Source organism: Pedobacter terrae, assembly GCF_900100705.1.
Taxonomy (GTDB): domain Bacteria; phylum Bacteroidota; class Bacteroidia; order Sphingobacteriales; family Sphingobacteriaceae; genus Pedobacter; species Pedobacter terrae.
This window is the reverse complement of the sequence record NZ_FNCH01000001.1, coordinates 316,431-340,067: the sequence shown is the minus strand read 5'-3', so window position 1 is coordinate 340,067 and position 23,637 is coordinate 316,431. Positions and strand designations below refer to the sequence as shown.

General features: G+C 38.4%; 24 protein-coding genes. 8 read left to right on the top strand and 16 right to left on the bottom strand.

Annotated elements, in window-relative coordinates; genetic code table 11:
• The first annotated feature begins 310 nt into the window (after positions 1-310).
• Positions 311-748, top strand: a complete 438-nt coding sequence (locus tag BLR60_RS01470) for a hypothetical protein (RefSeq protein WP_090496280.1) — start codon at positions 311-313, stop codon at positions 746-748.
• A 61-nt stretch (positions 749-809) separates the two neighbouring features.
• On the opposite strand, the gene BLR60_RS01465 is transcribed toward BLR60_RS01470, so the two are convergent.
• Positions 810-5,618 carry a RecQ family ATP-dependent DNA helicase gene (locus BLR60_RS01465; RefSeq protein WP_090496279.1) on the bottom strand — a complete coding sequence of 1,603 codons (4,809 nt, stop codon included), beginning with the start codon at positions 5,616-5,618 and terminating at the stop codon, positions 810-812.
• Between the two features lie 140 nt (positions 5,619-5,758).
• Here BLR60_RS01465 and BLR60_RS01460 point away from each other — a divergent pair, with 140 nt between their 5' ends.
• Together BLR60_RS01460 and BLR60_RS01455 are read left to right on the top strand one after the other, a co-directional pair.
• Complete coding sequence (locus tag BLR60_RS01460; RefSeq protein ID WP_090496278.1) at positions 5,759-6,379, top strand: hypothetical protein; 621 nt, start codon at positions 5,759-5,761, stop codon at positions 6,377-6,379.
• 68 nt (positions 6,380-6,447) lie between these two features.
• Positions 6,448-7,146: an endonuclease V gene (locus BLR60_RS01455; RefSeq protein ID WP_090496277.1), complete on the top strand. Its 699-nt coding sequence runs from the start codon at positions 6,448-6,450 to the stop codon at positions 7,144-7,146.
• 100 nt (positions 7,147-7,246) lie between these two features.
• On the opposite strand, the gene hemF is transcribed toward BLR60_RS01455, so the two are convergent.
• From hemF to BLR60_RS01440, 3 genes are all read right to left on the bottom strand, one after another.
• Complete coding sequence (gene hemF, locus BLR60_RS01450) at positions 7,247-8,140, bottom strand: oxygen-dependent coproporphyrinogen oxidase (protein WP_090496276.1); 894 nt, start codon at positions 8,138-8,140, stop codon at positions 7,247-7,249.
• A gap of 131 nt (positions 8,141-8,271) precedes the next feature.
• Positions 8,272-9,504, bottom strand: a complete 1,233-nt coding sequence (locus BLR60_RS01445) for an MFS transporter (protein WP_090496275.1) — start codon at positions 9,502-9,504, stop codon at positions 8,272-8,274.
• Between the two features lie 102 nt (positions 9,505-9,606).
• Positions 9,607-9,816, bottom strand: coding sequence for a coproporphyrinogen III oxidase (locus BLR60_RS01440; RefSeq protein WP_090496274.1), 210 nt, complete (start codon positions 9,814-9,816; stop codon positions 9,607-9,609).
• Between the two features lie 381 nt (positions 9,817-10,197).
• On the opposite strand from BLR60_RS01440, the gene BLR60_RS01435 reads away from it, so the two are divergent.
• The 3 genes from BLR60_RS01435 to BLR60_RS01425 all read left to right on the top strand — a co-directional run bounded on the left by BLR60_RS01435 (position 10,198) and on the right by BLR60_RS01425 (position 13,099).
• A complete protein-coding gene (locus BLR60_RS01435) occupies positions 10,198-10,683 on the top strand; it encodes a DUF4442 domain-containing protein (protein ID WP_090496273.1) in 486 nt (161 codons plus the stop codon).
• A 10-nt stretch (positions 10,684-10,693) separates the two neighbouring features.
• On the top strand, positions 10,694-11,323 hold the full coding sequence (locus BLR60_RS01430; RefSeq protein ID WP_090496272.1) for an AlbA family DNA-binding domain-containing protein: 630 nt from the start codon (positions 10,694-10,696) through the stop codon (positions 11,321-11,323).
• Between the two features lie 417 nt (positions 11,324-11,740).
• A complete protein-coding gene (locus BLR60_RS01425; protein WP_090496271.1) occupies positions 11,741-13,099 on the top strand; it encodes an MATE family efflux transporter in 1,359 nt (452 codons plus the stop codon).
• Between the two features lie 163 nt (positions 13,100-13,262).
• On the opposite strand, the gene BLR60_RS01420 is transcribed toward BLR60_RS01425, so the two are convergent.
• The 8 genes from BLR60_RS01420 to BLR60_RS01385 all read right to left on the bottom strand — a co-directional run bounded on the left by BLR60_RS01420 (position 13,263) and on the right by BLR60_RS01385 (position 19,556).
• On the bottom strand, positions 13,263-13,997 hold the full coding sequence (locus BLR60_RS01420; protein WP_090496270.1) for a hypothetical protein: 735 nt from the start codon (positions 13,995-13,997) through the stop codon (positions 13,263-13,265).
• 38 nt (positions 13,998-14,035) lie between these two features.
• The gene (locus BLR60_RS01415; RefSeq protein ID WP_090496269.1) at positions 14,036-14,719 is read right to left on the bottom strand and encodes a pseudouridine synthase; all 684 of its coding nucleotides are present in this window, start codon (positions 14,717-14,719) and stop codon (positions 14,036-14,038) included.
• A 40-nt stretch (positions 14,720-14,759) separates the two neighbouring features.
• Positions 14,760-15,662 (bottom strand): histone deacetylase family protein, encoded by a 903-nt coding sequence (locus BLR60_RS01410; RefSeq protein WP_090496268.1) that lies wholly within the window; start codon positions 15,660-15,662, stop codon positions 14,760-14,762.
• The gene (locus tag BLR60_RS01405) at positions 15,662-16,522 is read right to left on the bottom strand and encodes a bestrophin family protein (RefSeq protein WP_090496267.1); all 861 of its coding nucleotides are present in this window, start codon (positions 16,520-16,522) and stop codon (positions 15,662-15,664) included. The genes BLR60_RS01410 and BLR60_RS01405 overlap by 1 nt, the downstream gene beginning before the upstream one ends.
• A 34-nt stretch (positions 16,523-16,556) precedes the next feature.
• Positions 16,557-17,849, bottom strand: coding sequence for a kynureninase (gene kynU / locus BLR60_RS01400; protein WP_090496266.1), 1,293 nt, complete (start codon positions 17,847-17,849; stop codon positions 16,557-16,559).
• A gap of 65 nt (positions 17,850-17,914) precedes the next feature.
• Positions 17,915-18,403: a pyridoxamine 5'-phosphate oxidase family protein gene (locus BLR60_RS01395; RefSeq protein ID WP_090496265.1), complete on the bottom strand. Its 489-nt coding sequence runs from the start codon at positions 18,401-18,403 to the stop codon at positions 17,915-17,917.
• A 54-nt stretch (positions 18,404-18,457) separates the two neighbouring features.
• On the bottom strand, positions 18,458-19,063 hold the full coding sequence (locus BLR60_RS01390) for a DNA-3-methyladenine glycosylase (RefSeq protein WP_090496264.1): 606 nt from the start codon (positions 19,061-19,063) through the stop codon (positions 18,458-18,460).
• Between the two features lie 13 nt (positions 19,064-19,076).
• Entirely contained in the window at positions 19,077-19,556 is a 480-nt protein-coding gene (locus BLR60_RS01385; protein ID WP_090496263.1) for a GAF domain-containing protein, read from the bottom strand.
• 130 nt (positions 19,557-19,686) lie between these two features.
• On the opposite strand from BLR60_RS01385, the gene BLR60_RS01380 reads away from it, so the two are divergent.
• On the top strand, positions 19,687-20,376 hold the full coding sequence (locus BLR60_RS01380; protein ID WP_090496262.1) for a DUF3291 domain-containing protein: 690 nt from the start codon (positions 19,687-19,689) through the stop codon (positions 20,374-20,376).
• 14 nt (positions 20,377-20,390) lie between these two features.
• Entirely contained in the window at positions 20,391-20,642 is a 252-nt protein-coding gene (locus tag BLR60_RS01375) for a hypothetical protein (protein WP_090496261.1), read from the top strand.
• 524 nt (positions 20,643-21,166) lie between these two features.
• On the opposite strand, the gene BLR60_RS01370 is transcribed toward BLR60_RS01375, so the two are convergent.
• The 4 genes from BLR60_RS01370 to BLR60_RS01355 form a co-directional block, all read right to left on the bottom strand.
• Positions 21,167-21,505: a Dabb family protein gene (locus BLR60_RS01370; protein WP_090496260.1), complete on the bottom strand. Its 339-nt coding sequence runs from the start codon at positions 21,503-21,505 to the stop codon at positions 21,167-21,169.
• A gap of 93 nt (positions 21,506-21,598) precedes the next feature.
• Positions 21,599-22,105, bottom strand: a complete 507-nt coding sequence (locus BLR60_RS01365) for a YMGG-like glycine zipper-containing protein (protein WP_090496259.1) — start codon at positions 22,103-22,105, stop codon at positions 21,599-21,601.
• 129 nt (positions 22,106-22,234) lie between these two features.
• Positions 22,235-22,957, bottom strand: a complete 723-nt coding sequence (locus tag BLR60_RS01360; protein WP_090496258.1) for a Dph6-related ATP pyrophosphatase — start codon at positions 22,955-22,957, stop codon at positions 22,235-22,237.
• Positions 22,950-23,633 carry an SIR2 family NAD-dependent protein deacylase gene (locus tag BLR60_RS01355; RefSeq protein ID WP_090496257.1) on the bottom strand — a complete coding sequence of 228 codons (684 nt, stop codon included), beginning with the start codon at positions 23,631-23,633 and terminating at the stop codon, positions 22,950-22,952. Before BLR60_RS01355 ends, BLR60_RS01360 begins: the two co-directional genes overlap by 8 nt.
• Between the last annotated feature and the right edge of the window lie 4 nt (positions 23,634-23,637).

Sequence of the window (23,637 nt, the reverse complement as noted above, 5' to 3'; positions counted from 1 at the left end):
AAGTATTATTAGTTATTATTATCTATATCATAATTTTTACTTTTTTACCAACAAATAACGCCCCGAATAATTACTTATATTCTTATAAAATTAAAATATTCTTATAGAGATCGCATTAATTCTCTTCTCACTATTGCCACTACCTTTATTTCTTTCGCCTTAGGCAGTTCAATTATATATATAGAAATAACTATTTCATTTTTAATACTAAATCTACATACATATATCATAATTAATACTTTTATAATACTGATTTAACAGATTACTAAGAATATTTTAGGATCTTTATATTATACTAAAACCATTTATTATGAAAAAGATCATTTCAATTTGCATGCTTGTATTATGTGTTGTATCCTTAACAACATATGCTACACCAGAAGTACCAAAACCAGTTAGCGACACCAAAGCTAAAGTAACCACTTACAATGTTCGTTTGGGTTACAGAAATCTTGATGGTAGTGTAACCACTTCAGTGTCTACAGAATCACCAGGCTTTACCATTTATAATCAGGAAAGCGGTGATGATTATTACGTTGAAAATGGGCCATCATCGTTTGGAACATTTTTACCTTATCAATTACCAGGTATAATTAACGGTTTACCTGCAGGAACCTACGAGTTTAGCGCAGAAAGAGGTCAGGGAAACTGGACGGGTTATGGATCTATCACCGTAACCTTATCTCCAGAGATGATAGGCGCTGATGGTTATGTAACAATCTACGTTCCTATTGCCTGGGCGGAATAATTTTTCTGATTAAAGTAAATAGTCCTTAATAGATTAGGGCTATTTACTTTAGAAAAGATTCCTAAAATTTTTTCAGTAGTAATGACGGCAACACAATCTTTGATTCCTTTTGCTTATCCTCGTCTTTCCAGTACACAATAAAATTTATCTTCGCTGCTGCTATTGTAAATCCTTTATCAAAATGCTCCTGCAGAACAGTTTTGAATTTTTGTGAGTATTTAACGATGAGCTCACCCTTAACATTTTTCAGGCCTTCATCTGATGGCTGCAAACGCAGACCACTAAAAATTAAACTGATGCGACTCTGTATATATTCGAAATAGCCCAGTTGCACGTCTCTAAGTGTGAGATGCATGGTTATTTGTTGTGGCTCGGTATATTGATTATTATCTTCAATGTAAACAAGTCCATCTACATAAAAAGGCTGAAGATATTTCCCTTGGTAGTGTATGCTAAGCTTTGTTTTGGCTCTCGTAATGGCTACATAAAATTGCCGCTTCTGCTCATCATTAAGCGGTTTAAAATGCTGCAATAAAAGGTATAAATTGTCAAATTCTTTGCCTTTAGCTTTATGAATAGTAGAAACGTATACCACTACAGCATCAATATCCACGAAGTCTTCCACTTTAGATTCAAAAAGAAAAGCTTTCCAGTCACTTTTATATTTTCTGGCGGTATTAACTTGTTCGAATGCTCGTATTGCAGCAATGGCAAATTCTTTATGCGTACTGGTTTGGATATGATCCATTAAATGTCGTTTGGCCTCACTCCATTCTTCATCTGTTACCAGTGGGCTGTCTGTATAGGCATCGATCATATCAGAGAAACGGCGCAACTCGTACAGATTTTGGAGGTTGAAACCATCGTATGACTGAATAAGCTTAGCCTTTACCCCTTGTTGCAAAAGCATACCACAAAGTAACATCGCTTCTTCATTAGTTTGAGTGAGTACGCATGTAGATCCAGATAACGCTGCTTTGCTTATAATGCCGGCTAAAGAAACAATAATGGGATTATGGGCATATTGCGTAATATGGATTAGTCCATTTTGATGCTGACTGGCAAAGCAAGGCTCGGTTTTGAGTCTCTGGCTGATCGTTCCCGCCCATTGATTGGCCAACGATACAATATTGTTTTTGCTACGATAGTTTAATGTGAGCTCATATTTAACTGCATCTTTCTCTGTTATAAGCTTCTGCATGTAAGCCGCATCTGCCCCACGAAAACCATAAATATTCTGATCGTCATCACCAACCAATATTATCCGCATATCTTCATTTTGCTGCATCAGAGCCTGTAGCAGTTCATACTCGTCCTTATTAATATCCTGGGCCTCATCTACCACCAATACAGATTTGGTGATTCTGAAAGGCTCCATCTCACCAGCATTAATTTTCTCAACAGCCACCTTCACGATGTTTTCAGAAGCCATTAGGCTACCTACCCTACCTAACAGATCAAAGCAATAGGAGTGAAAGGTCTTAATTTCGGTATAATGGGCAGCGTTGCCAATGAGCTCCATTAGTCTTTTTTTAAATTCTGTGGCCGCTGCACGTGAAAAGGTAAGCATGAGCAATTGCTCATGTTTTACATCCTCGGCCATCAGCAAAGAAGCTAGCTTATGTACCAATAACTTTGTTTTACCACTGCCTGGTCCGGCAGCTACAACAATGTACTGGCTGCTGGTGTCATTAATGATTTTTAATTGTGTCGGTGAAAGCGCGCCAAATAATCTCATAAATTTTGTTGGCGTAAGGGTGCGTTTTATTTCATCCTGCCTGCTGCCAGGAAAATATTTAGAGAGAAATGAAGGATAGTTTAATTTAAAATAATCGTCCACAAACTTTAAAGCTTCGTTGTAGTTGCGGATCATTTTTTGGGCGTATTCCCCTACAATATGGATCTGCTGTACTTTTTGTTGATAAAACTGTTTTAATTTATCATAGTCGCTTTCTTTATATTGTATCCGATTATTCTTTTCAATGCGCTCGATAGTGAGTTTATTATATACAACCATGAACCCACCTTCGATTTTAATGGCCCCTATGCGCGACAGGTAAAAAAGGCTGTCTTCAATATCATCGATACCAGCCTGCACAGAGAACATGCCTTGCTCCTTTTCAACCATATCCTTGAGTTCCTGTACGGAAAATTCAATCAACACCTCTTCCTCTTCCTGATTATCCGATTTACTTAGTACTGATACTTTTTTATGGAGGTATTCGGTAATCATCCTGGCAAGAAGATGACGCTTTTCCTGCTTTTCTATAAAGACTGCTTTATCCAGTAATAAAGTTATCTGTACATGGTTCTTTGTATGTTCTAAATTCTGGCGATTGATCCATTTTTTTATCGCCCAAAAATTAATTATGATCTTTAACTGGTTAAGCGAACTATCTCTGATGCCCGAACTTAAAAATACTTCAATAATTTCCTTTAAATAGTAAGCTGCTTCACCGTCTTTTAACTGCGCCAACAAAAGTTCTTCCTGTTTTCTAAAACCTTCTACAATGGCTAGTGATCTGCTGGCTGATTCTGTCTTTTTGATAAAAGCTGTAAGGTCTTTGGTATGTGCCAATATTTTTTCATCACGCATCAATTCAATTGCCCTTATCACATCTTTTTTATACATACCCAATTGATCGGATATATAATCTATTCTCGACTCTGCCACTTCATCAGTAGATAGTCGCTTGCTTTTACTCGAAAAAAGCTTTTTAATAATTCTTTTAGCTCCTTCGCGCTCCTCTTCAGAGAATTTTTCTGATGCGTAAATGCAATCTATCGCCTCTTGAGCGTTTTTACTGAGAATGCTGGTGGCAAAAACCCGGGGCATATTTTGCCCGCGCTTTAAATAACCGGCATCTTCCAATGCAGCAATGGCGGTGGTCACCCTTGTTTCAATCTCACTGATGCCATCGTCCCAGCCTGCCTTTCTGGCTATTTCCAATGCGGAGTTGGATGCTTTATCTCTTGATCTGGTTAATTCCTTTATGGCTTTCCATACCTGGTTAATCTCTTTACTGCTAATTTTGGTTTGGTTAAGCAAGATGAAATGTTTATCCAGGTCTTCCTCACTAAAAAGTATGAAACAATCAGCTTGTATCTGCTCATCACGCCCTGCCCTTCCGGCCTCCTGTACGTAATTCTCCAATGAGTCAGAAATGTCGTAATGTATAACTGCACCAACATCACTTTTATCTACCCCCATGCCAAAGGCAGAAGTAGCCACCATGATGTCGACCTCACCGCTCATAAACGCATTTTGATTTTGAGACTTTTCGCCTTTCTCCATTTTGCCATGATAGGCCCTGGCTATAAAGCCATCACTGGTTAGCTTCTGGGTCAACTTCCTCGCCCTTTTTGTCCGTGATACATAAACAATGGTGGGACAATTCTTTTCCTCAATAATGTCACGAAGCTGGGAGTATTTTTCCTCTTCGTTATCGCGCTGATAAACGCGGTAGTGTAAGTTGTTGCGAGAAGTATCGGCCCTGAAAACCTTTAAGTCAAGTTGCAATTTCTCCTTAAAATAGAACCTGATGTCTTCGATTACTTTTTGTTTTGCTGTAGCCGTGAAGCACGACACTGGAATCGTATAATCGAGTCCTTTCTTTTGCTGCAGATTTTTGATAAAATCGCCGATATATAGGTAATCGACACGAAAATCCTGCCCCCAGGATGAAAAGCAGTGCGCTTCGTCGATCACAAATCTGGCTATCTTTCTTTTGAGCAACAGCCGTTCAATAGTAACTGAACGGAGCGACTCAGGAGAAATGTATAGTAAGCTTGCATGGCCATTTTCTATACGTTCAATGGCCTTTGGCCGATCTACCGGATCTAACAATCCATTGATTGTAACCGCCTCTGTAATACCTTTATTTTCCAGGTTATCTACCTGATCTTTCATCAAAGACTGCAATGGTGCAATTACGACGGTTAAGGCTTTGGCATTTTCGCCACTCATTAATGCAGGGACCTGGAAAGTAATAGACTTGCCACCACCAGTAGGAAATACGGACAAAATGGATTCGCCCCGTATAGCCGCCCTAACGGCATTTTCCTGTAGCGGCTCTTCGCCATATTTACGAAAACCGGAAAAGCCGAAATGCTTTTTTAAAGCCAGTAGTGGATCATGGGCGAGCCTGCAATAATCGCATCCCTGCAAACATGGATTGTTCCGCATCAGAAAAAGCAAGCGCTCTACGTCAGGGTAGTTTTTTAATACCCATGGTGGTGTAATAGAGAAACGGTTATCGCAATGGAGTAAAGCCAGGGTATAAGCCAAAGCTACCGGAACTGTATCTATCCAATGTTCAAGTTCACTTTTTTTACAAATTTTACTTTGAAATAACCTGCTAATGCTACTCGTCAGTTTTTCTTTATTTATAGGTACAGCATAATTAAGATATCTGAAAAAATTATTAAAGCCACACTGATCACGCAAAAGACCATACAAAATTACCTTAAATTGATCTTCAAGTACCGAAAAAGCGCTTAATTCATCGTAGAATAGATCCCTAGCTTTTTTAGCATCATTTAAAGGATTATTGCGTTCTTCTGTTTGAACCTTATCATCTTTTAACAGACGATGATAAGGCAGTCTGGGAAACAATAAAGGTGATAGCAATAAAGTATCGATAGCCTTGTCGAATCCCCATTCAGCATCACCAAAATGTCTTTGCAGGTAGCGCAGATCATGTGCTATAATATTATGTCCACAAATAAAATCGCAAGGTCCGATAAATTGTAAAAATTCTTCGGGATGATTTTGATGAAAGCCCAGCCCATCTGATAAAACACAGCCAATATCAAGCAATTGCTTGCCTGTAACACTTAGCTCTATATCAAAAAAGGCTATATTATTCATTTTCAATGCAAAACCTGGTACATTCTTCTAAAATAGCTAAAGTATTGAAATTTAATACTACTTTAATAGTTATTACACATTTATTGTAAACTTTGAGCAAAAATTAAAAACGGTATGCTGATAATTAACTACATTTAAATATGGATGAGTTAGATTTGCAATCATTTTGGGAATTATTACCATTAAAAGGTTTAGGACCAATTCAGTTGTTGATGGATAAAGCAGCTATCCGGCCGTATGACAAAATCTTGGGTAAAATTATCGCAGAAGAGAACGAAAATCTTGAACAGCGTAAACAGGATTTTCACGATACCGTTAAACAGTTCAGTGAATTTTTCAATGAAGAAGATTTAAAAATTGCAATTGATGCACTGGAGGAAACTATTGGCACCGAAAGGGACGATATTTCCCATACGTACAGGGAATCTGGAATATCCATGGAGTATAAAAAGGACCAGTTGATCGAGATTTTTGCCGACGATCGCGCAAAACTACTCCATTTTAAGGGCATACCAATTTTTAGCTCGGAGCCGGTTCATTTGATCAGCGAAATCAGTAAGGAGTTAAATGAAATTCCGCTGATAAAAGATGAGGAAGTTGTTTTTCCGCACCATCATCTTTTCTTATTTTCTTTTTTAACCGAACAGGCAAATGGTCAATATCTTAAGGCATCGAAGAAAAACCGGTCAATAAGCTGGAGAAATTCGCCTAGAACACACGCTGTTGATTTAGCTGATTACCACCAACTAAACTTGTCCTGAAGTTACTCCCAGCTCCTTCTCAATGAGATTAATCGAAACAAGTTTACTGCTCTGAATGTACTATAATTATGTACGACCATTACAGTTTCGAAGAAGCTACCGCTTACCAGATTGAACTTGCTAAACAATTAAAGTTTCAACCGCTTGATCAAATAAAAACCATTGCAGGAGCCGATATTTCTTTCGATAAAGGTAGTTCAACCATGTATGCAGGGATAGTCCTTTTAAGCTTTCCGGAGATGGTTGTTCAATCATATGCACTCGAAACCTATGAAACAACTTTTCCTTATCAACCTGGATATTTGGGCTTTAAAGAAGTTCCAGCACTTTTAAAAGTTTGGGATTTGATTCCGGTAAAACCCGATGTTGTCGTATTGGATGGAAATGGCATTTTGCATCCAAGGCGAATGGGTGTTGCGTCTCATTTTGGTATACTTACTCATCAACCCACTATTGGGTGTGCCAAAAGTATTTTATATGGAAACAACCACCTTCCGGAAAAATCTAAATTTAGCACTACCGAAATTAAAAGTAATGGCGAAATATTGGGTTATGCGCTAAGAACTAAAGACAATATTAAACCTGTTTATATTTCAGCCGGACATTTAATTACTTCTGAACAGGCATTAGCCGCAATTAAAAAATGTGTGGGAAATTACCGGATACCGGAACCAACCCGGTTGATTCATGATATTGTAAATGATTTTAGGACCGGTAAATTAAAAGCCGGATTTCATCAGGTATCTGCACCACTGACTCTGTTTTAAACTCATATTCGTCATGCTGAGAACCTGTTCAGTATCTTTCTGTACTTAAGCCCCCGAAACAAATCCAATACTATCGGATCAGGTTGACGGCACAATAAACTTAAATCCAGTTAATCCCTTTTTTAAGCAACTGCAGCGTTTTATATTCTTCTGAATCTACTGCTGGCTGCACATTATAGCCCCAATTGGCCTGCGGTGGTAAACTCATTAAAATAGATTCGATCCGGCCATTGGTTTCCAGACCAAATTTTGTCCCGGAATCATATACCAAATTAAATTCTACGTAACGGCTACGGCGTTGATACTGCCATTCTTTATGTGCTTCTGTAAATTCTTTGTCCCGGTTACGGTCGATTAATTCCGTATAAATCGGTAAAAATGTTTCGCCGATATTAATGGAGAAATCTAGAATCTGCTCCCAGGAAAGATTGGTATTTTCAGGTTTTAAACGATCGTAAAAAATGCCGCCAATACCACGGGTTTCTTCACGGTGTTTAATGAAGAAATAATCATCAGCCTGTGTTTTAAACTTCGGATAAAATTCAGCGCTGAAATCATCACAAGCCTGCTTTAACTTGTGGTGAAAGAAACGCGCATCATTTTCGAAAACATAATGCGGCGTTAAATCAATACCACCACCAAACCATCTCGTTTCTTCATTGAGTTCAAAATAACGGATGTTCATATGAATAATCGGTACCAAGGGATGATTTGGATGGATCACGATTGAAACACCAGTAGCAAAAAAATCATCTTCCTCAACACTGAAGGCTTTTTTTACCGCTTCCGGCAGCTTACCATGTACAGCAGAAAAATTTACACCTCCTTTTTCGATAATTGCACCATTTTGCATAATCCGGGTACGTCCGCCTCCCCCACCACTTCGTTCCCAAAGCTCTTCCTCAAACTTCCCTTTGCCATCGGCAATTTCCAATCCCCTGCAAATTTCATCCTGTATTTGCTTATACCTTGCTGCTACTTCTTCTTTAAACATGATGATTTTTTCTATTTCTATACAAAGCTAAAGCTATTCAGGCAGCTATATTGATTTATGTTTAGATAGTACATTTGGTTGACATTGCCGTTAGTCCAGAAGTCTTTAGTCCTCAGTCGAGAGTCTTAAAACTATTGTTCTAAATAGTTAAGGTCTTTATTAAAGCTTTCTTTTAAATAGGCAACAGAAATCATGGCAATTACGGTTACAATCCCCATCACGATAAAACCTGCAGAAACGATGTTATAACGGTGTACAAAGAATTCGAAAACAAATGTGATCGGAATTAAAGCACCGCGTACAAAGTTTGGCGCTGTAGTGGTAACCGTAGAACGGATGTTTGTTCCAAACTGTTCGGCAGCAATGGTTACAAACGTTGCCCAATAGCCAACTGCAAAGCCCATAAACAGGCAGATCAGGATAAAACTACTTTCGGTTAAACCTGTACTGGTTAAATAAACAAGTACAGTAATTACAGATAAACTTTGAAAAATAAGCACCGTTTTCTTACGCGATCTTAATACTTGTGCCAAAACACCGCATACTACATCGCCAATGGCAATACCGAAATAAGTATACATAATACCCGTTCCAGCATTTAATGCATCCTTAGCGCCTAATGCTTTACCTATTTCTGGCGATTGGGTAACTAAAATACCTACAATAAACCATAGTGGTAGCCCCAAACAGATACAGGCCAGGTATTTTAAGAATCTTTTGCGATCGGAAAAAAGCATAAAGAAGTCTCCTTTTGGAACCGCTTTATCCTGCTCAGCGTGTTTAAACATACCCGATTCGAAGGTGCCTACACGCAAAAGTAGTAAAAGTAAGCCCATGCCACCACCTACAAAATAAGAAGTTTGCCAGGTAAAGTGTTTACCAATTGTAGCCGCTGCCGCTGCGCCCAGTAAACCGATGCCGGCGACCACCATGGTACCGTAGCCACGTTTTTCTTTATCCATGGTTTCAGTAACAAGGGTAATCCCTGCACCTAATTCGCCCGCTAAACCAATGCCTGCTACAAACCTGATCATCGCATAGGTATGTACATCAGTAGCAAAACCATTGGCTAAATTCGCCAGCGAATACATTAAGATTGATCCAAATAATACTTTGATCCTGCCGAATTTATCGCCAATTATGCCCCAAAGTAAGCCTCCAAGCAACAAACCGAACATCTGCATATTGATAACATACTCCCCTTCTGTACGCATATGCGCTGCAGAAATACCGATGTCTGTAAAACTTTTTACCCTTACTACAGAAAACAGAACAAGATCGTAAATATCAACGAAATAGCCCAGAGCAGCTACAATTACTAAGAAAATTACATTACGACTGTTGGTTTTTGCTTGATGCTCCATTTAATTATTTGGTTTAAACGCTGAAAGTACGTAATAACACAAATATTTAAAATAGATTTATAAAAATAAAAGCCACCCTGCATTAGAGTGGCTTTTAAGATCCTACATAGTAGGATTCTTTGTTGTTGTGTCAGGTGGCATTTTTGTTGTCGTGTCTGGCATTTTTTTAGATGTTGTATCCATCGGTGCCGTAGTTGTCGAATCCGTTGTAGTACTGTCTGAAGAGCCAGCCATATTTTTTGACGAATTGCATGCTGATGTGGCTATCATAAGAGAACCTGCAAAAGCAAGACTTAAGATTATTTTTTTCATAGTTTTAAATGTTATCTATCATCCAAACAACATTTTAAGCATTTGGTTTTATTTTTTTCTTTGAAAAGAATAATTCCTCTTAAATAGCTACCGATAATTAAGCATTTATACGCTGTCTCGACCAAGATTTTATCCCACAAACACTGATATAAATCTATTTCTCTTATTATTAACCTGAGTTCGATTAATAATTTTTTAAATATTAATCGAACTCAGCAAATTAGGCATATAAATCAGTTGATTTCATTACAACGGCAAAGAATAGCTAAGCCCTTAAAGCTATGGTTATCTTAATCAGGATATTTACAGATTATAGAAATATTACTAAAACAACATCTGCAAAACTTTAAAAGGTGATAAAACTTTCTGATATTAGTAAATATGATTATTTCTCAAAACACCCTTAAATGGGTAATGCGTTTTTACCCACCCCTATTTTTTCAACGCATTTGGGTTCAGAGATTTGAAAATGAATTTAGAAGCTGTACGGTTAAGCTGAGCAAAAGCTTTCTGAATAAAAATTACAATGGTTCTATTTTTGGAGGTACTATTTATGCGGCTACTGACCCGTTTTATGCACTCTTATTCGATCAGTTGATGCAACGTCGCGGCTTTAAAGTCCGTGTGTGGTTAAAGAGTGCCTCGATACAATATCTAAAACCTGGTCGCTCTACCTTATACTTTACCATAACGGTAACGGATGATATGCTTAATGAAGCAGAGCATGCCTTAAAAACTATTGGAAAGTTTGTAAAAGCCTATCCTATGGAGATCACCAACAAAAATGGCGAATTGTGTGCAACCGTAATGAATGAAGTGTATATCCGAAACCTGCATCAGGGCGAAACACCCCGGGTTGCTTATTAATTTTTAGATTATGCCGAGTATTAAGAGTTTAATTTTGCAGGGTGAGGGCGTGATGCTCGATTTTAAGAAAACCATTACCAGTACCGAGAAGATAGCCAAAAGTTTGGTCGCTTTTGCCAATAACAAAGGTGGCAAATTATTAATTGGCGTGGCAGATGATGGATCAATTAAGGGGGTAAAATCAGAAGAAGAAGAGAAATATATGATCTTAACTGCTGCTCACCAATTCTGCAAACCGGCTATTGAACCTTACTTTGAAGAAATTTATGTGGATGACAAACTGGTTTTGGTAGTTGAAATCCCTGAAAGTGATACCAAACCGCATTATGCACTTGATCATGAAAAAAAATGGTGGGCTTATATTCGTATTGATGATAAAAGTGTTTTAGCCAGCCGGATTATTCTGGAAGTACTTAAACAGGAATATAAAAACAATGGCGTACTGATCTCCTACTCTGACAATGAAAAAAAACTGCTCGAATACCTCGAGCAAAACGGAAGGATTACCTTAAAAGAATTTAGCAAACTGTTGCGCAGTTCGTACCGCAAAGCCCAAAAAGTATTGGTTAATTTAATTTTAACCAATGTAATTAAATCGCATACTACCGAAAAGGAAGAATATTATACAGCGGTGAGGTAGTTAAGTATGGTTATAGGTTGATTTAATTAAGTTAGTCGTCATTCCCGCGCAGGCGGGAATCTTAATCTTTAGGCTTATTGCCTTAAGATTCCCAATCGAGTTGGGAATGACGATTCCGCTTGCTAAGTATGGTAGTTAAGTATGGTTATAGGTTGATTTAATTAGGTTAGTCGTCATTCCCGCGCAGGCGGGAATCTTAATCTTTAGGCTTATTGCATTAAGATTCCCAATCGAGTTGGGAATGACGATTCCGCTTGCTAAGTATTCTAACTGAGCACAATCCAGAAAATTCGGAAGAAAAATCTATCTCTCTAAATTTCCCAATTCACAGTGCTTCAGTCACAAGGTTGGCCATTATATATTAACTTTTCTACATCCCTATTTTTTGAGGTTTAAAAAGCCGATCTTTGCAAACTTATGTTTTCTAAAATTTACACCAGGTATAAACCTTATTATAAAGAAAATCTTCATTTGGCACTGCCAATTGTAGGCTCACAGGTGGGGCATACTCTGGTACACATGGCTGATAGTATTATTGTTGGGCATTTTACCGATACCATTCAGTTGGCGGCTGTATCATTAGTGAACAGTATATTTATGCTTATCCTCGTAATCGGGTTGGGCATTTCCTATGGTTTAACACCATTGATTGCACAGGAAAATGGTCGCCAGAACCATGATGAATGCGGAAAGCTTTTATCAAACAGTTTAATGATCAATATCTGTATCGGCATATTGTTATATGTTCTGGTTCAATTGGGAATATTTTTTGTTATCGATCGGCTGGAGCAAACACCTGAAGTAGTACGTTACGCAAAACCTTATCTCAACCTGTTATCTGTTTCGATTATTCCATTATTGATTTTCCAGACGTTTAAGCAATTTGCCGAAGGTTTAGGCTTTACCAAACAAGCGATGTTTGTTTCGATCTGGGGAAATGCACTCAATATCATCCTGGGAATTATTTTCGTGAAAGGCATGTTCGGCATCAAATCGATGGGGGTTAGCGGTGTGGGTTTAAGCACGCTGATAGACAGGATTTTAATGGCTACGGTAATGTGTTTTTACGTTTTGCGTTCTCAGCATTTTAAAAAGTACCTGACCAGTTTTAAGGCAACATTTTTCGATAAAATGAGGGCAATTAAGATTGCCAAAATCGGAATGCCCGTAGCCATGCAGTATTCTTTTGAAATCAGTGCTTTTAGCGGTGCTGCGGTATTAATCGGAACCATTGGTGCGGTAGAACAGGCCGCGCACCAAATTGCAATTAGTTTAGCTGCCATGACCTACATGATTGCCAGTGGCGTGGCCTCGGCAGCGACCATCAAAACCGGAAATAACTTTGGTAAAAGTAATTTTAACGACTTACGTAAATCTGCCATCGCCAGCTATCATGTAATATTGCTTTTTATGTCTTGCACGGCGGTTATTTTCGTCTTAGCTAACAACCTCATGCCTTTTATCTATACTGAAGATGCAACCGTTATCCCTATCGCTGCACAATTATTAATCATAGCCGGATTTTTCCAATTATTTGATGGCACCCAGGTAGTTGGCTTAGGCGTATTGCGTGGCATGGGCGATGTTAACATGCCAACCTTAATTACCTTTTTAGCCTATTGGGTAGTCGGAATCCCCATTGGTTATGTATTGGGCTTTCATTTCAACTTAGGTGTGAACGGAATTTGGTATGGATTAACATTAGGATTGTTAACGGCCTCTATCCTGCTGTTTTTCAGGTTTCAGAATAAGACGAGGAGTTTAATGGCTAAGTAGTTTCTTATTCAGATAAAACCGTCATTGCGAGAAGGCTTTTCAGCCGACAAAACAACCTTTATCCTAAGAAATTATCCAAGGGAAGATTGCTACGTCGTTCTTCGCAATAACGACGTTTCTTCGATGTCATACCAAGTGACTTTAGAAGAGAGGAATAACTAAATTATTTTCCTCCTACATTAACCACAACACCTATGGTGAAGATAGAATTTCCGGCAGACATATATTTACGGCTTTTTAAGCCAATATTACTGCTTGTGGTATATTGAAGCTGGAAAGTTTTACTGAGTGCCATGCGTGTAAAGAATACCGGCTCAAAGAAAATATTATCTTCTTTAGGCTGCACTACACCATTTAAAAAGAAACGATCCATTTTAACATGGCTGATCCTTAAGGCAGTACCATAGTTAATGGGAAAATCAGTTCCAAACAAACGCAAATTATTTTTCTTTTTCGAACTGTAGTTTACCTGCAAGAATGTTTTTCTGTAATCTACCTCCTGTAGTTCAGAACTGATCAGGATATCATTTTTATAATCACGGTAAGTGATATCGCTACAACCTTTGCCTACACCTGCATAAACTTCTATTATCCGGTTATTATCCGGTCCAAAAGTGTCAAAATAACCTCCTCCAATTTCAATGAGTTTATGACCGAAATCTTTGCTTCGTCTTTCGCTATTCATCCTCGAACCGCTAAACAGTACACCGATATGGTCTGAAACGGCATAAGCGCCATTAACGCTGGCATTACCTTTTAAAGAGATGTGTGCACCGCCACTAAATTCACCCTGTTTACTTAACATGGGTGTATTTGGAACATTTGGCATATAAACTGAGGAACAACCGACTGCAAAAAGTGCTAAAAGTGGGAGTGTAAAACGTAAGTATTTAATCATAGATTTTATATAAACAGATTTTGGTGGTAAAAATTGTGCTAAAGATCCATTTTCATGAAATCCATCACCCTTTTAAACTCATCATGTAAACCGGCTTTCAAGTGGATTCTTTCTTTTGTAATGGGATGGACAAATGCTAATTCAGAAGCATGGAGCAACATAGTCGTCATGTCCCATTGTTCTTTAAAAAATTTGTTTTGTTTATTACAGCCATGTGTCCTGTCACCAATAATTGGATGTAAGATATGACTGAAGTGTCTCCTTAATTGATGCATCCTGCCAGTTTTAGGCGTGGCTTCTACCAGTGAATATCTGGACGTTGGATGTTTACCAAAAGCCACGGCTACTTCTGCCCGCTGAAGCGTAATAAATGAGGTGAAAGCATCTTGCATGGTTCCATTTTCTTTAGCCAGGGGATAATCAATATCCATTGCATCTGGTGTAAAACCGCGTAAAATGGATAAATATTTTTTATCAGTTTCTGCATTCATAAACTGCTGATGCATAGCAACTTCAGAAATCTTATCAAAAGCAAACAATAATATTCCGCTTGTTTTCCTATCTAACCTATGTACCGGACTAACGTGCTTCCCTACCTGATCTCTTAACAACTGAAGGGCGAACTCCGTTGCATCTCTGGCGATAGAAGACTGATGCACCAGTAATCCATGAGGTTTGTTAATGGCAATTAGATTTTCGTCCTGATAAATGATCTCCAACATATAGCGGCGAAGATAAGGATATTATGGCTTTGCAAAGTGCTCATTCAAATAAATCAAAAGCCAGGCGGTAGGTATTGCAGTGTGCATCCACAATATCCCTGATATCAATAGAATAACCGCCGCCCATACTCACCTGTAAGGGTAAGTTTTTATCTTTGCAGGCCTGCAGCACTATCCGGTCACGTTCCTTACATGCCGTTTTGCTTAACGCCAGTTTACCCAATTTATCGGTAGAAAGTACATCCACTCCCGCTAAATAAAATACAAAATCAGGTTTGGCGCTTTCGAAAGCTCTTTTCAAATTAACATTTAAAACCGACAGATATGCATCATCCTTTACGCCATCATCTAAAGGAACATCCAAACTGGAAATTTCTTTTCTGAAAGGGAAATTTTTATCGCCATGCATGGAGAAAGTAAATACCCGCGCCTCATTTCGAAAGATTTCTGCAGTACCATTTCCCTGGTGAACATCTAAATCAATAATTAAGATACGATTAGCTAAATTTTTATTTAACAAATAATTAGCAGTAATTGCCTGATCGTTCAACAAACAAAAACCTTCACCCCAATTACTACCTGCATGGTGTGTACCTCCTGCAACATTAAAGGCAATACCATTTTTTATGGCAAAATGAGCTGCATCAATTGTGCCCTGGGTAATTCTTAGTTCACGTTCTACAAGCTGCGCATTTAGCGGGAAACCGATCCGTCTCTGTTCTTTAGCAGGAAGTGTTAAATCTCTAAGCTGTTCCCAATATGCCTTTTGGTGAGCAAGAAGAATAATATCTTCTGAAACAGGCTCTGGACTAAATAAATTCTGCGGCGTTATTGTTCCCTCATGCAAAAGCTGTTCAGGGATCAATTCATATTTCAGCATCGGAAAACGGTGCCCCTCGGGTAAAGGGTGCGCGTAAAGCGGATGCCAGGCAATTTTGATCATCAGCCTAAAATTTCTCCCACGTGTTTTTCGATATTGGTACAGATCTGATCAACCGGAAGATCATTCGCGTCATAACCAAATGGGTTTTCTATTTCTTCAGCTATCAGCTCCAAACTCGCTAATACATAGAGGATAAAAGGAACAATCGGTACCACAAAATAACCCAAACTGAATACCCAGCCAAAGGGTAAAGTAATTACATAAACAAAAATAAACTTTTTAATAAATGCGCTGTAAGAAAACGGGATTGGCGTGTTTTTAATCCTTTCGCAGGCGCCACAGATATCAGTAAACTGATTAAAGTCACTGGAAAGAACAATAAACTGCTCCTGCGAAATCGAACCTTTTTCTAACAATCCATAAAATCTGTTGGTTAAACTACCTGCTATCTGGTTCGGAACGTGTTTACCTTCCTCCACTTCTATCAGCAAACTATTCTTACCAAAATACATCTTTTCTCTTAAATGTTCTTTTAATGCAAAAGCATATTTAGGGATGCCGTATTCAAAAAAGCGGACATCCTCATCTGTCAGTTTAAGCGATTTAATCTTTATGGCCAGGTTACGGCTTACATTAGTTAATGACCCAAGCAATTTCCGGCCTTCCCACCACCTGTCGTAAGCGGTATTCGTTCTGAAAACCAATAAAAGCGACAATACAAAGCCCAATAAACTATGCATCATCCCAATATTAGTTACATTGCTCGTTTTAGAAAGCTGAAAGTAATTTAATTCAGCATAAGCAACCAGCCCCGAAAATGCAGCTACCCCAAGCATTAAAGGCCAAAGCTTTCTAAAAGTGTCGCTTTTATCGATATGAAAAATGAAAGTACTCCAGTCTTTGGGATTGTAATTGATCATTTAATGAATTTTATATTTATTAGGTACTTTTTCTTTATGACTGCAAAACTGCTTTACTGACTTTTAAGAGCGCTTGTCCGGCCAGATAAACATCTTCAAAAGAATTATACAGCGGTACAGCACTCAGGCGGATTACATCAGGTTCACGCCAATCGCCCAGAACGTAGTTAGCCACTAAACCATCGAAAATCTGTTTACCATTACGCTGTGCAATGATGGATAACTGCGCGCCTCTGTCTTTCGAAAATTGCGGTGTGATAATTTGATATTGCGCTACCCCTAATTCTTTATTTATTTCGTTTACAATGAATTCTAAATAAGCTGTTAAAGTGATACTTTTTTCTCTCAATGGCGCTATAAAACCTGCTTGTTCAAAAATCTGAAGCGAAGCATGATATAGTGCCATCGGCATTACCTGCGTACAACTTACCTGCCAACCGTCTGCCCCGGCTTCCGGAACAAAGCCTTTTTCCATTTTAAAACGCTTACTTTCCTGATAACCCCACCATCCCGCAAACCGGTTCAGTTCGGAGTTGCCGAAATGTTTTTCATGAACAAAGATTCCGCTTATTCCACCCGGACCTGAATTTTGGTACTTGTATGAACACCAACAGGCAAAATCAACATCCCAATCGTGCAGTTTTACAGGAACATTTCCGGCTGCATGCGCCAGGTCCCAGCCTACTACTGCACCTATTTCATGTCCTGCTTTGGTAATGGTTTCCATATCATACCATTGCCCGGTGTAATAATTTATTCCCCCAAATAAAACCAGGGCGATTTCATTGGCATTTTCGTTGATTTTAGCTAGAATATCTTCCGTATGCAGTATTTCCTCACCCTCCTTTGGAAAAACCTCTATAATGGCTTCTTTTGGATCGAATCCGTGAAACCTCACCTGACTTTCTATTGCATATTGATCGGATGGAAAAGCCCCACCTTCCATAATGATTTTGAAGCGCCTGCCTTTCGGCTGATAAAAGCTTACCATTAATAAATGAAGGTTTACAGTCAACGTATTCATCGGACAAACCTCCGACGGAAATGCACCAACAATTGGAGCCATTAACTTTTTCAGCGCTTTATGATAGAACATCCATGGTTCGTCTCCATCAAACCAACCTTCCACAGCATAGTTGGCCCAGTTGTTAAGCTGCCCTTGCACAACTTCTGCTGCCACTTTAGGCTGAAGACCTAACGAATTGCCACACAGATAGATAAAATCTCTCCCATTGTGTTGTGGAAATAAGAATTGAGACCTGAAGTGATGGAGCTGATCAGCCTCATCCTGTAGCCGAGCAAATGATAGGGTATTTTCGAAATTCATCAGGCCAATATTACAAAAAAAGCAGGTATTGTTTCCAATCCTGCTTTTCGATTATTTAAAATTTATTAGAATTTCATCGTATCGTGTTTACCCAGATCTGGCGTATCACCAGTTACAACTGCTTTCAATACACTGAACAACACCACGATTTTTGATGATGATGAATCCCAGTACTCAGCTTCCTCTGGGGTTACTTTTATCAAGATCAATCTTGGATCCTCCACTCCATCAGGAAACCAGGCCTTTATAAATGGAGAAAAATAGGCTTCTTTACGTACTTTATCATCTACCAGCTCTGCTTTACCTTTAACCGTTAAATACGTATTTTTCGATGGATCGCTATAAGCTAGCAGCACATTATTTTCTTTTGAAATCTCTTTCGATTTTAAAGAATATTCATTGGTGTAAAACCACAAACTGCCATCATCTTCGATTTTTGCAGTTCCCATAGGTCTGCTTCCAAGTTCATCATCTGAAGAAAATGTAGTAAACATACAGGTTCTTACGCTTTCTGCCATCTCTTTTAAAATAGCTATATTTTTCTCGTTTTTCATGTTTTTGATTATTTATAGAGAAAAACAGAAAGCGCTCAAAAAGGTTTCTATAAATTAAACCTTATTTGGTTTACTCACATATTTGCTGCCCTTAACAAAGAAGCGCCAGGGCAATAATGCATGCTCTTTAGCGTAGGCGATGCCAACACGTGGTGTAGCCGCAATATTTTTTTCAGCATACCGAATTCCATGATCTTCGATCCAAATCTCATCATCGGAAAGATTTTTTGCATTGAAGGTTTTATCTATCCCTAATGCCTTTGCTGCTGAACCAGGTCCAGCCGAAATAGCACCTTTTGTATGGAGCATATTCCGCCGCTGCTCAATAATGTCTATTCCAACAAGCGGCTCTACTCCTCTGATCAGAACAGCATGAGGATCGTCTTTAACCGAGGTGACCACATTAAAAAGGTGATGCATGCCGTAACAGAGATAAACATAAGCAATGCCACCTGCACTATACATAATTTCGGTACGATTGGTACGGCGACCTCCATAAGCATGAGAGGCTTTATCTTTTATTCCAAAATAAGCTTCTGTTTCGACGATAATACCGGCAGTAATTTCATCGCCAATTTTCGTATACAGAACCTTGCCAAGTAAATCTTTTGCGAGACTTACAACATCTTCATTCTGGTAATATTCAGCTTTTAATTTCAATATTTTGTTTAAATTACCTGTTTAACAAAACAGCAATAACCTGCTCTAAATAAATCAGATCTGTTTCGTCAAATGTGTTCAACATTTCACTATCAACATCAAGCACACCAATAACTTCGTCATTAACAACCAGAGGCAGAACGATTTCGGACTTTGAAGCTGATGCACAGGCAATGTGGCCGGGAAATTCCTCCACATCTGGTACAATGATCGTTTTAGCCTGTGCCCATGAAGTACCGCAAACACCTTTTCCTTTTTTTATTCTTGTACAAGCCACTGGTCCCTGAAAAGGACCAAGCACCAGCTCATCTTGCTTTACCAGGTAAAAGCCGACCCAAAACCAGCCAAACTGCTCTTTAAGTGCTGCAGCTACATTTGCCATATTAGCCACAAAATCTGTTTCACCATACAATAAAGCTTCAATTTGAGGAATGATGGATTGGTACTGTGATTCCTTGGATGCATCTTTTGTGATCACTAAATCTTCTGCCATTTCTTTTTGATTATTTGATCAAAGTTAATAATGAATTGCGAAATGCAAGCCCCTATTGGTTTATAATGACAAAAATTTGAATGATAACCTATCTTTAAAATCCTTAGTTTTGATCTTTTATTGTGTACTTATGATTGTAGCCTTAACCATTACTAAATTTCGTGGACTTACCATTCCTTTTGCTTTTATGGGGATGGCTGTTTTAAGGCTGCCTTTATGGTTAGATAAAAAGTGTAAATTTTGGAAATTAATGGGTAGCGGCAAAGATGCCAGTGTTGATTTACCTCCAGATTATAAACATTGGGCAATTCTCACCACCTGGGATGACCGTAAAGATTATGATCATTTTGACCGAGATTCTTTAGTGATGAAATGGTTTAATTTTTTTGGAATTGAAAGTTTTACGATCTTACTAAACCCTTTATCCAGTCATGGCTTATGGTCAAAAGAACAGCCATTTAAAGTTGATAAAAAGATCATAACATCCTCTGGTAAAATCGCTGTAATTACCAGGGCCGCAATTAAATTTAACCGACTAAAAGAATTCAGGCATAACATTAAACGGGCGGCTGATGCGATGCGCATTTCACCAGGATTTATTCTATCAGCAGGCATGGGAGAAAATCCATTTTTTGACCAGGCGACCTTTTCTATATGGGAAGATGCAGATAGCGTAAAAAACTATGCCTACAAAACTTTCGACCATGCTGATGTGATTAAGCTCACCAGAGCGCGAGAATGGTACAAAGAAGAACTTTTTGCCCGTTTCTCCATCATCGACAGTTGGGGAACACTTAACGGCATATCTACAGAATTGTAATTAAAATATAATAAATGAGAGTAGTAGCAGAACTTCCACATCCGGAATGTAAGATTACCATTTTTTCGATGAACCAAAAATACATTGTAAAATTTGAACAGGGTACTTTTGAGCAAAGTTATAAGCTTGCAGAACTAGACCTAAGTGGTGGTGGCGTAAATGATGTTTTTGAAATTATCGACGAAGAATTTATCCAGACCGTTATTTCGCGTTTCAAGGTGATGCGTTCAGACTTTACTTTAGCTTATAACAGGCATCAATATTAAAAATAATTACTTCAACAATCTGATTTACAAGGTGTTATTTTTACATTCAAAATTATATTTTGAATTTATTTATGCTTTAGGGGCTAAACCGATTTGGTACCTATAGTTTTTATTAAGATAAGTAACCGTAAATGATTGATATTTTGACTTTTGAATTTTTACAAAAAATATAATTTTGGTGCTTGATTTGGCCAAATAAATGGGAGGTTTAGTGATTTTAGATTGAGAAGACTTACTTTGTAAACTAATATCTTTAAACAAAATTCCATACCTAGGTCGTCATTTCGACCGCAGTGCCTACCAGCACAGGCGGGGAAAAATCTTTACCACAGTTTAAAGATTTCTCTCCCGAATGTTAGGGACTGCGCGTCAGTCAACATGATGATCCATCCGTACCAGTCATTGTATCTTCATTGTTTTTCTAAATCTGACCTCTCGGTATAGCAGCGCTATATACCATATCTGTGCGCATCTGTGGTTAAACAGTAAATATAGGTTGGGGACTGAACTGAACCAAATGGGTTTTAAACAGAAACCACCGTATCGTGTACCACTACCCTATACCAGTTTTTGGAGAACTTTTCTACAGCATCTAAATGCGTTTTATCCTCCTGGTAAGCATTATGATCTTCTATGTTGGCAAATGTAATGGTTAGCGAATAGGTAAAAGAGTTATCGGTAACCGGTCGTACTGGCGTATTCGCAGCCAATCCATAACTTAAAGTTTTAATATATTTAATTGGTTTTAAGCTTTCGAAAAAATTGGTAAAATCGGCTATTTCGTTCCTGGTTAATTGTGGTTTTAACCAAAACATTACAAAGTGTTGAATCTGTCCTTTATCAGCGGTAGTGATTTCTGTCATGGGTTCTTTTTTCTTTAAATATATCAATCATTTTTTATTAGACATAAAAAAAGTCCTGATGTAAACCAGGACTTTTCGATGTTTTGAAAAAAATTAGTTTTTAGGCTGTACCCGACCAGATTTTCTATCTTCGCCTCTACCGATTAAATAACCGCCACCGGCTCCAACCAATCCACCAATAATAGCACCTCTTCCTTTTTTCTTATCAATTAAAGCGCCACCAACTGCACCGGCAGCACCCCCAATTACAGCACCTTTAGCTGCATCACTCCAGCCTTTTTTCTTAGCCGTTGGTTGAGTACCTCCGTATGCACTGCTTGAACTTCCACCAGAGCTGGCATATGATCTTCTGCTACCGGTACTCGTACTTGATCTTCTTGCAGCTGCCAATTCTGCCTGGTGTTTAGCTTCTTTCTCTTGTTCTACTTTAGCTACTTCAGCTTTTTTAAAGCTATCTAAGCGTAAACTATCTTTTACGGCTTTAATGGCTAATTCCTTTTCAGCTTGTTGTTGTTTTAATGCAGCCTCTTCTTTTGCTTTATTATTACAAGCAAATAAAACTGAAGAACTTAATGCGATTACTACCAATATCTTTTTCATAATTTTTAATTTTAATATGTTTCCGGTTTAGCTACCTAACCTCACTAAACGGTTTCATTTGTGATATGATTTAGTTAATTATCACTACTAAAGAAAAAATGATGCCAAAATGTTTTGAGAATCAAAAAATTATTCAATTAAATCAGTATACCAAAAACCTGTAAGCACAGGTTTAGCACAAGGATCATCATTAATTGATGTCGTTTTTAAGGGTGAATGATAAGTTCTGAATACCTGTTCACCTACCGAAAAAGCAATTTTCTCTTTAAAAACCGGCCCTTCGAAGGCAAAAGTATGAAACTCACCGTTTTCACCACAGGGATCAATTTCTGGCGGAAGCTGATTAATTAAGTCTTCGCTGATTACTTTTCCACAAATATCTTTCAGATTCTCTTGTGTACATACAATGATGGTTTTATAGTGCAGATTAATAAATTCACTGATTAAATCTCTAGTATCTTTAAGCCAGAGTGGAAATATGGCTTTCAAACCGATTTCATCCAGCTTACTTTCGCGGTATTTGCGCAGGTCTTCCAGAAAAATATCACCAAAAATAGAATGGGTAATACCTTCTGCTTTAAATTTATTCAGATGGGTACGCATCGTATTGTCGTATGTTTCCATATCGGGCATTTCGCCCAAACGGATCTGATATAATGGGATACCAATACTTTCGGCCTGCTTAATCAGCAAAGCTTCCCTTACCCCGTGCATCGAGACACGATTATATTGCTCTGTGACTGTAGTCACCAGATAGCGGATTTCAATCGTTGGATCCAGAAGAGCATAATGTAATGCGAGGGTACTATCTTTACCACCACTCCAGTTAAAAATGCAGTTTCTTTTATCCATTCAATAAGATACTTTTCAGTTGCGCCATTCCATTCACAGCATTTTGTTCAATCGTAATTACATTTTGGTAGCGCTTAACGTCTGGGGTTTTTGGATCAATGATGTATTTATTCACTTCACGAGGCACGAAATCGATAAGTCCGGCTGCCGGATAAACGGCTAACGAAGTGCCAATCAGTACAAATAAATCAGCTTTTCCGCAAATGTTGGCCGCAACTTCAATCATCGGTACTGCCTCACCAAACCAAACTACATGTGGGCGCAGCTGTGAACCGAACTCGCACAGCTCTCCCATTTTTATTTCTGAACCAGTAATGGGATAAGTTAAATGAGGCCTAATGTCGGATTGTGACCGGATAATTATGCCATGGAGATGGGTAACTTTGGTAGAACCTGCTCTTTCGTGCAAATCGTCGATATTCTGGGTGATGATTTCAACATCAAAATCGTTTTCAAGTTCTGCCAATAATTGGTGTGCCCGGTTAGGTTTTGCCGCTAAAACCTGCTTTCTTCTTTCGTTATAAAACCCTTGTACCAATTCCGGATTCCTTTCCCAGGCTTCGGGTGTGGCTACATCATGTATATTGTAACCTTCCCACAAACCATCCGAATCCCTAAATGTTTTTAACCCACTTTCGGCACTGATCCCTGCTCCTGTTAATACGACTAACTTCATAAAT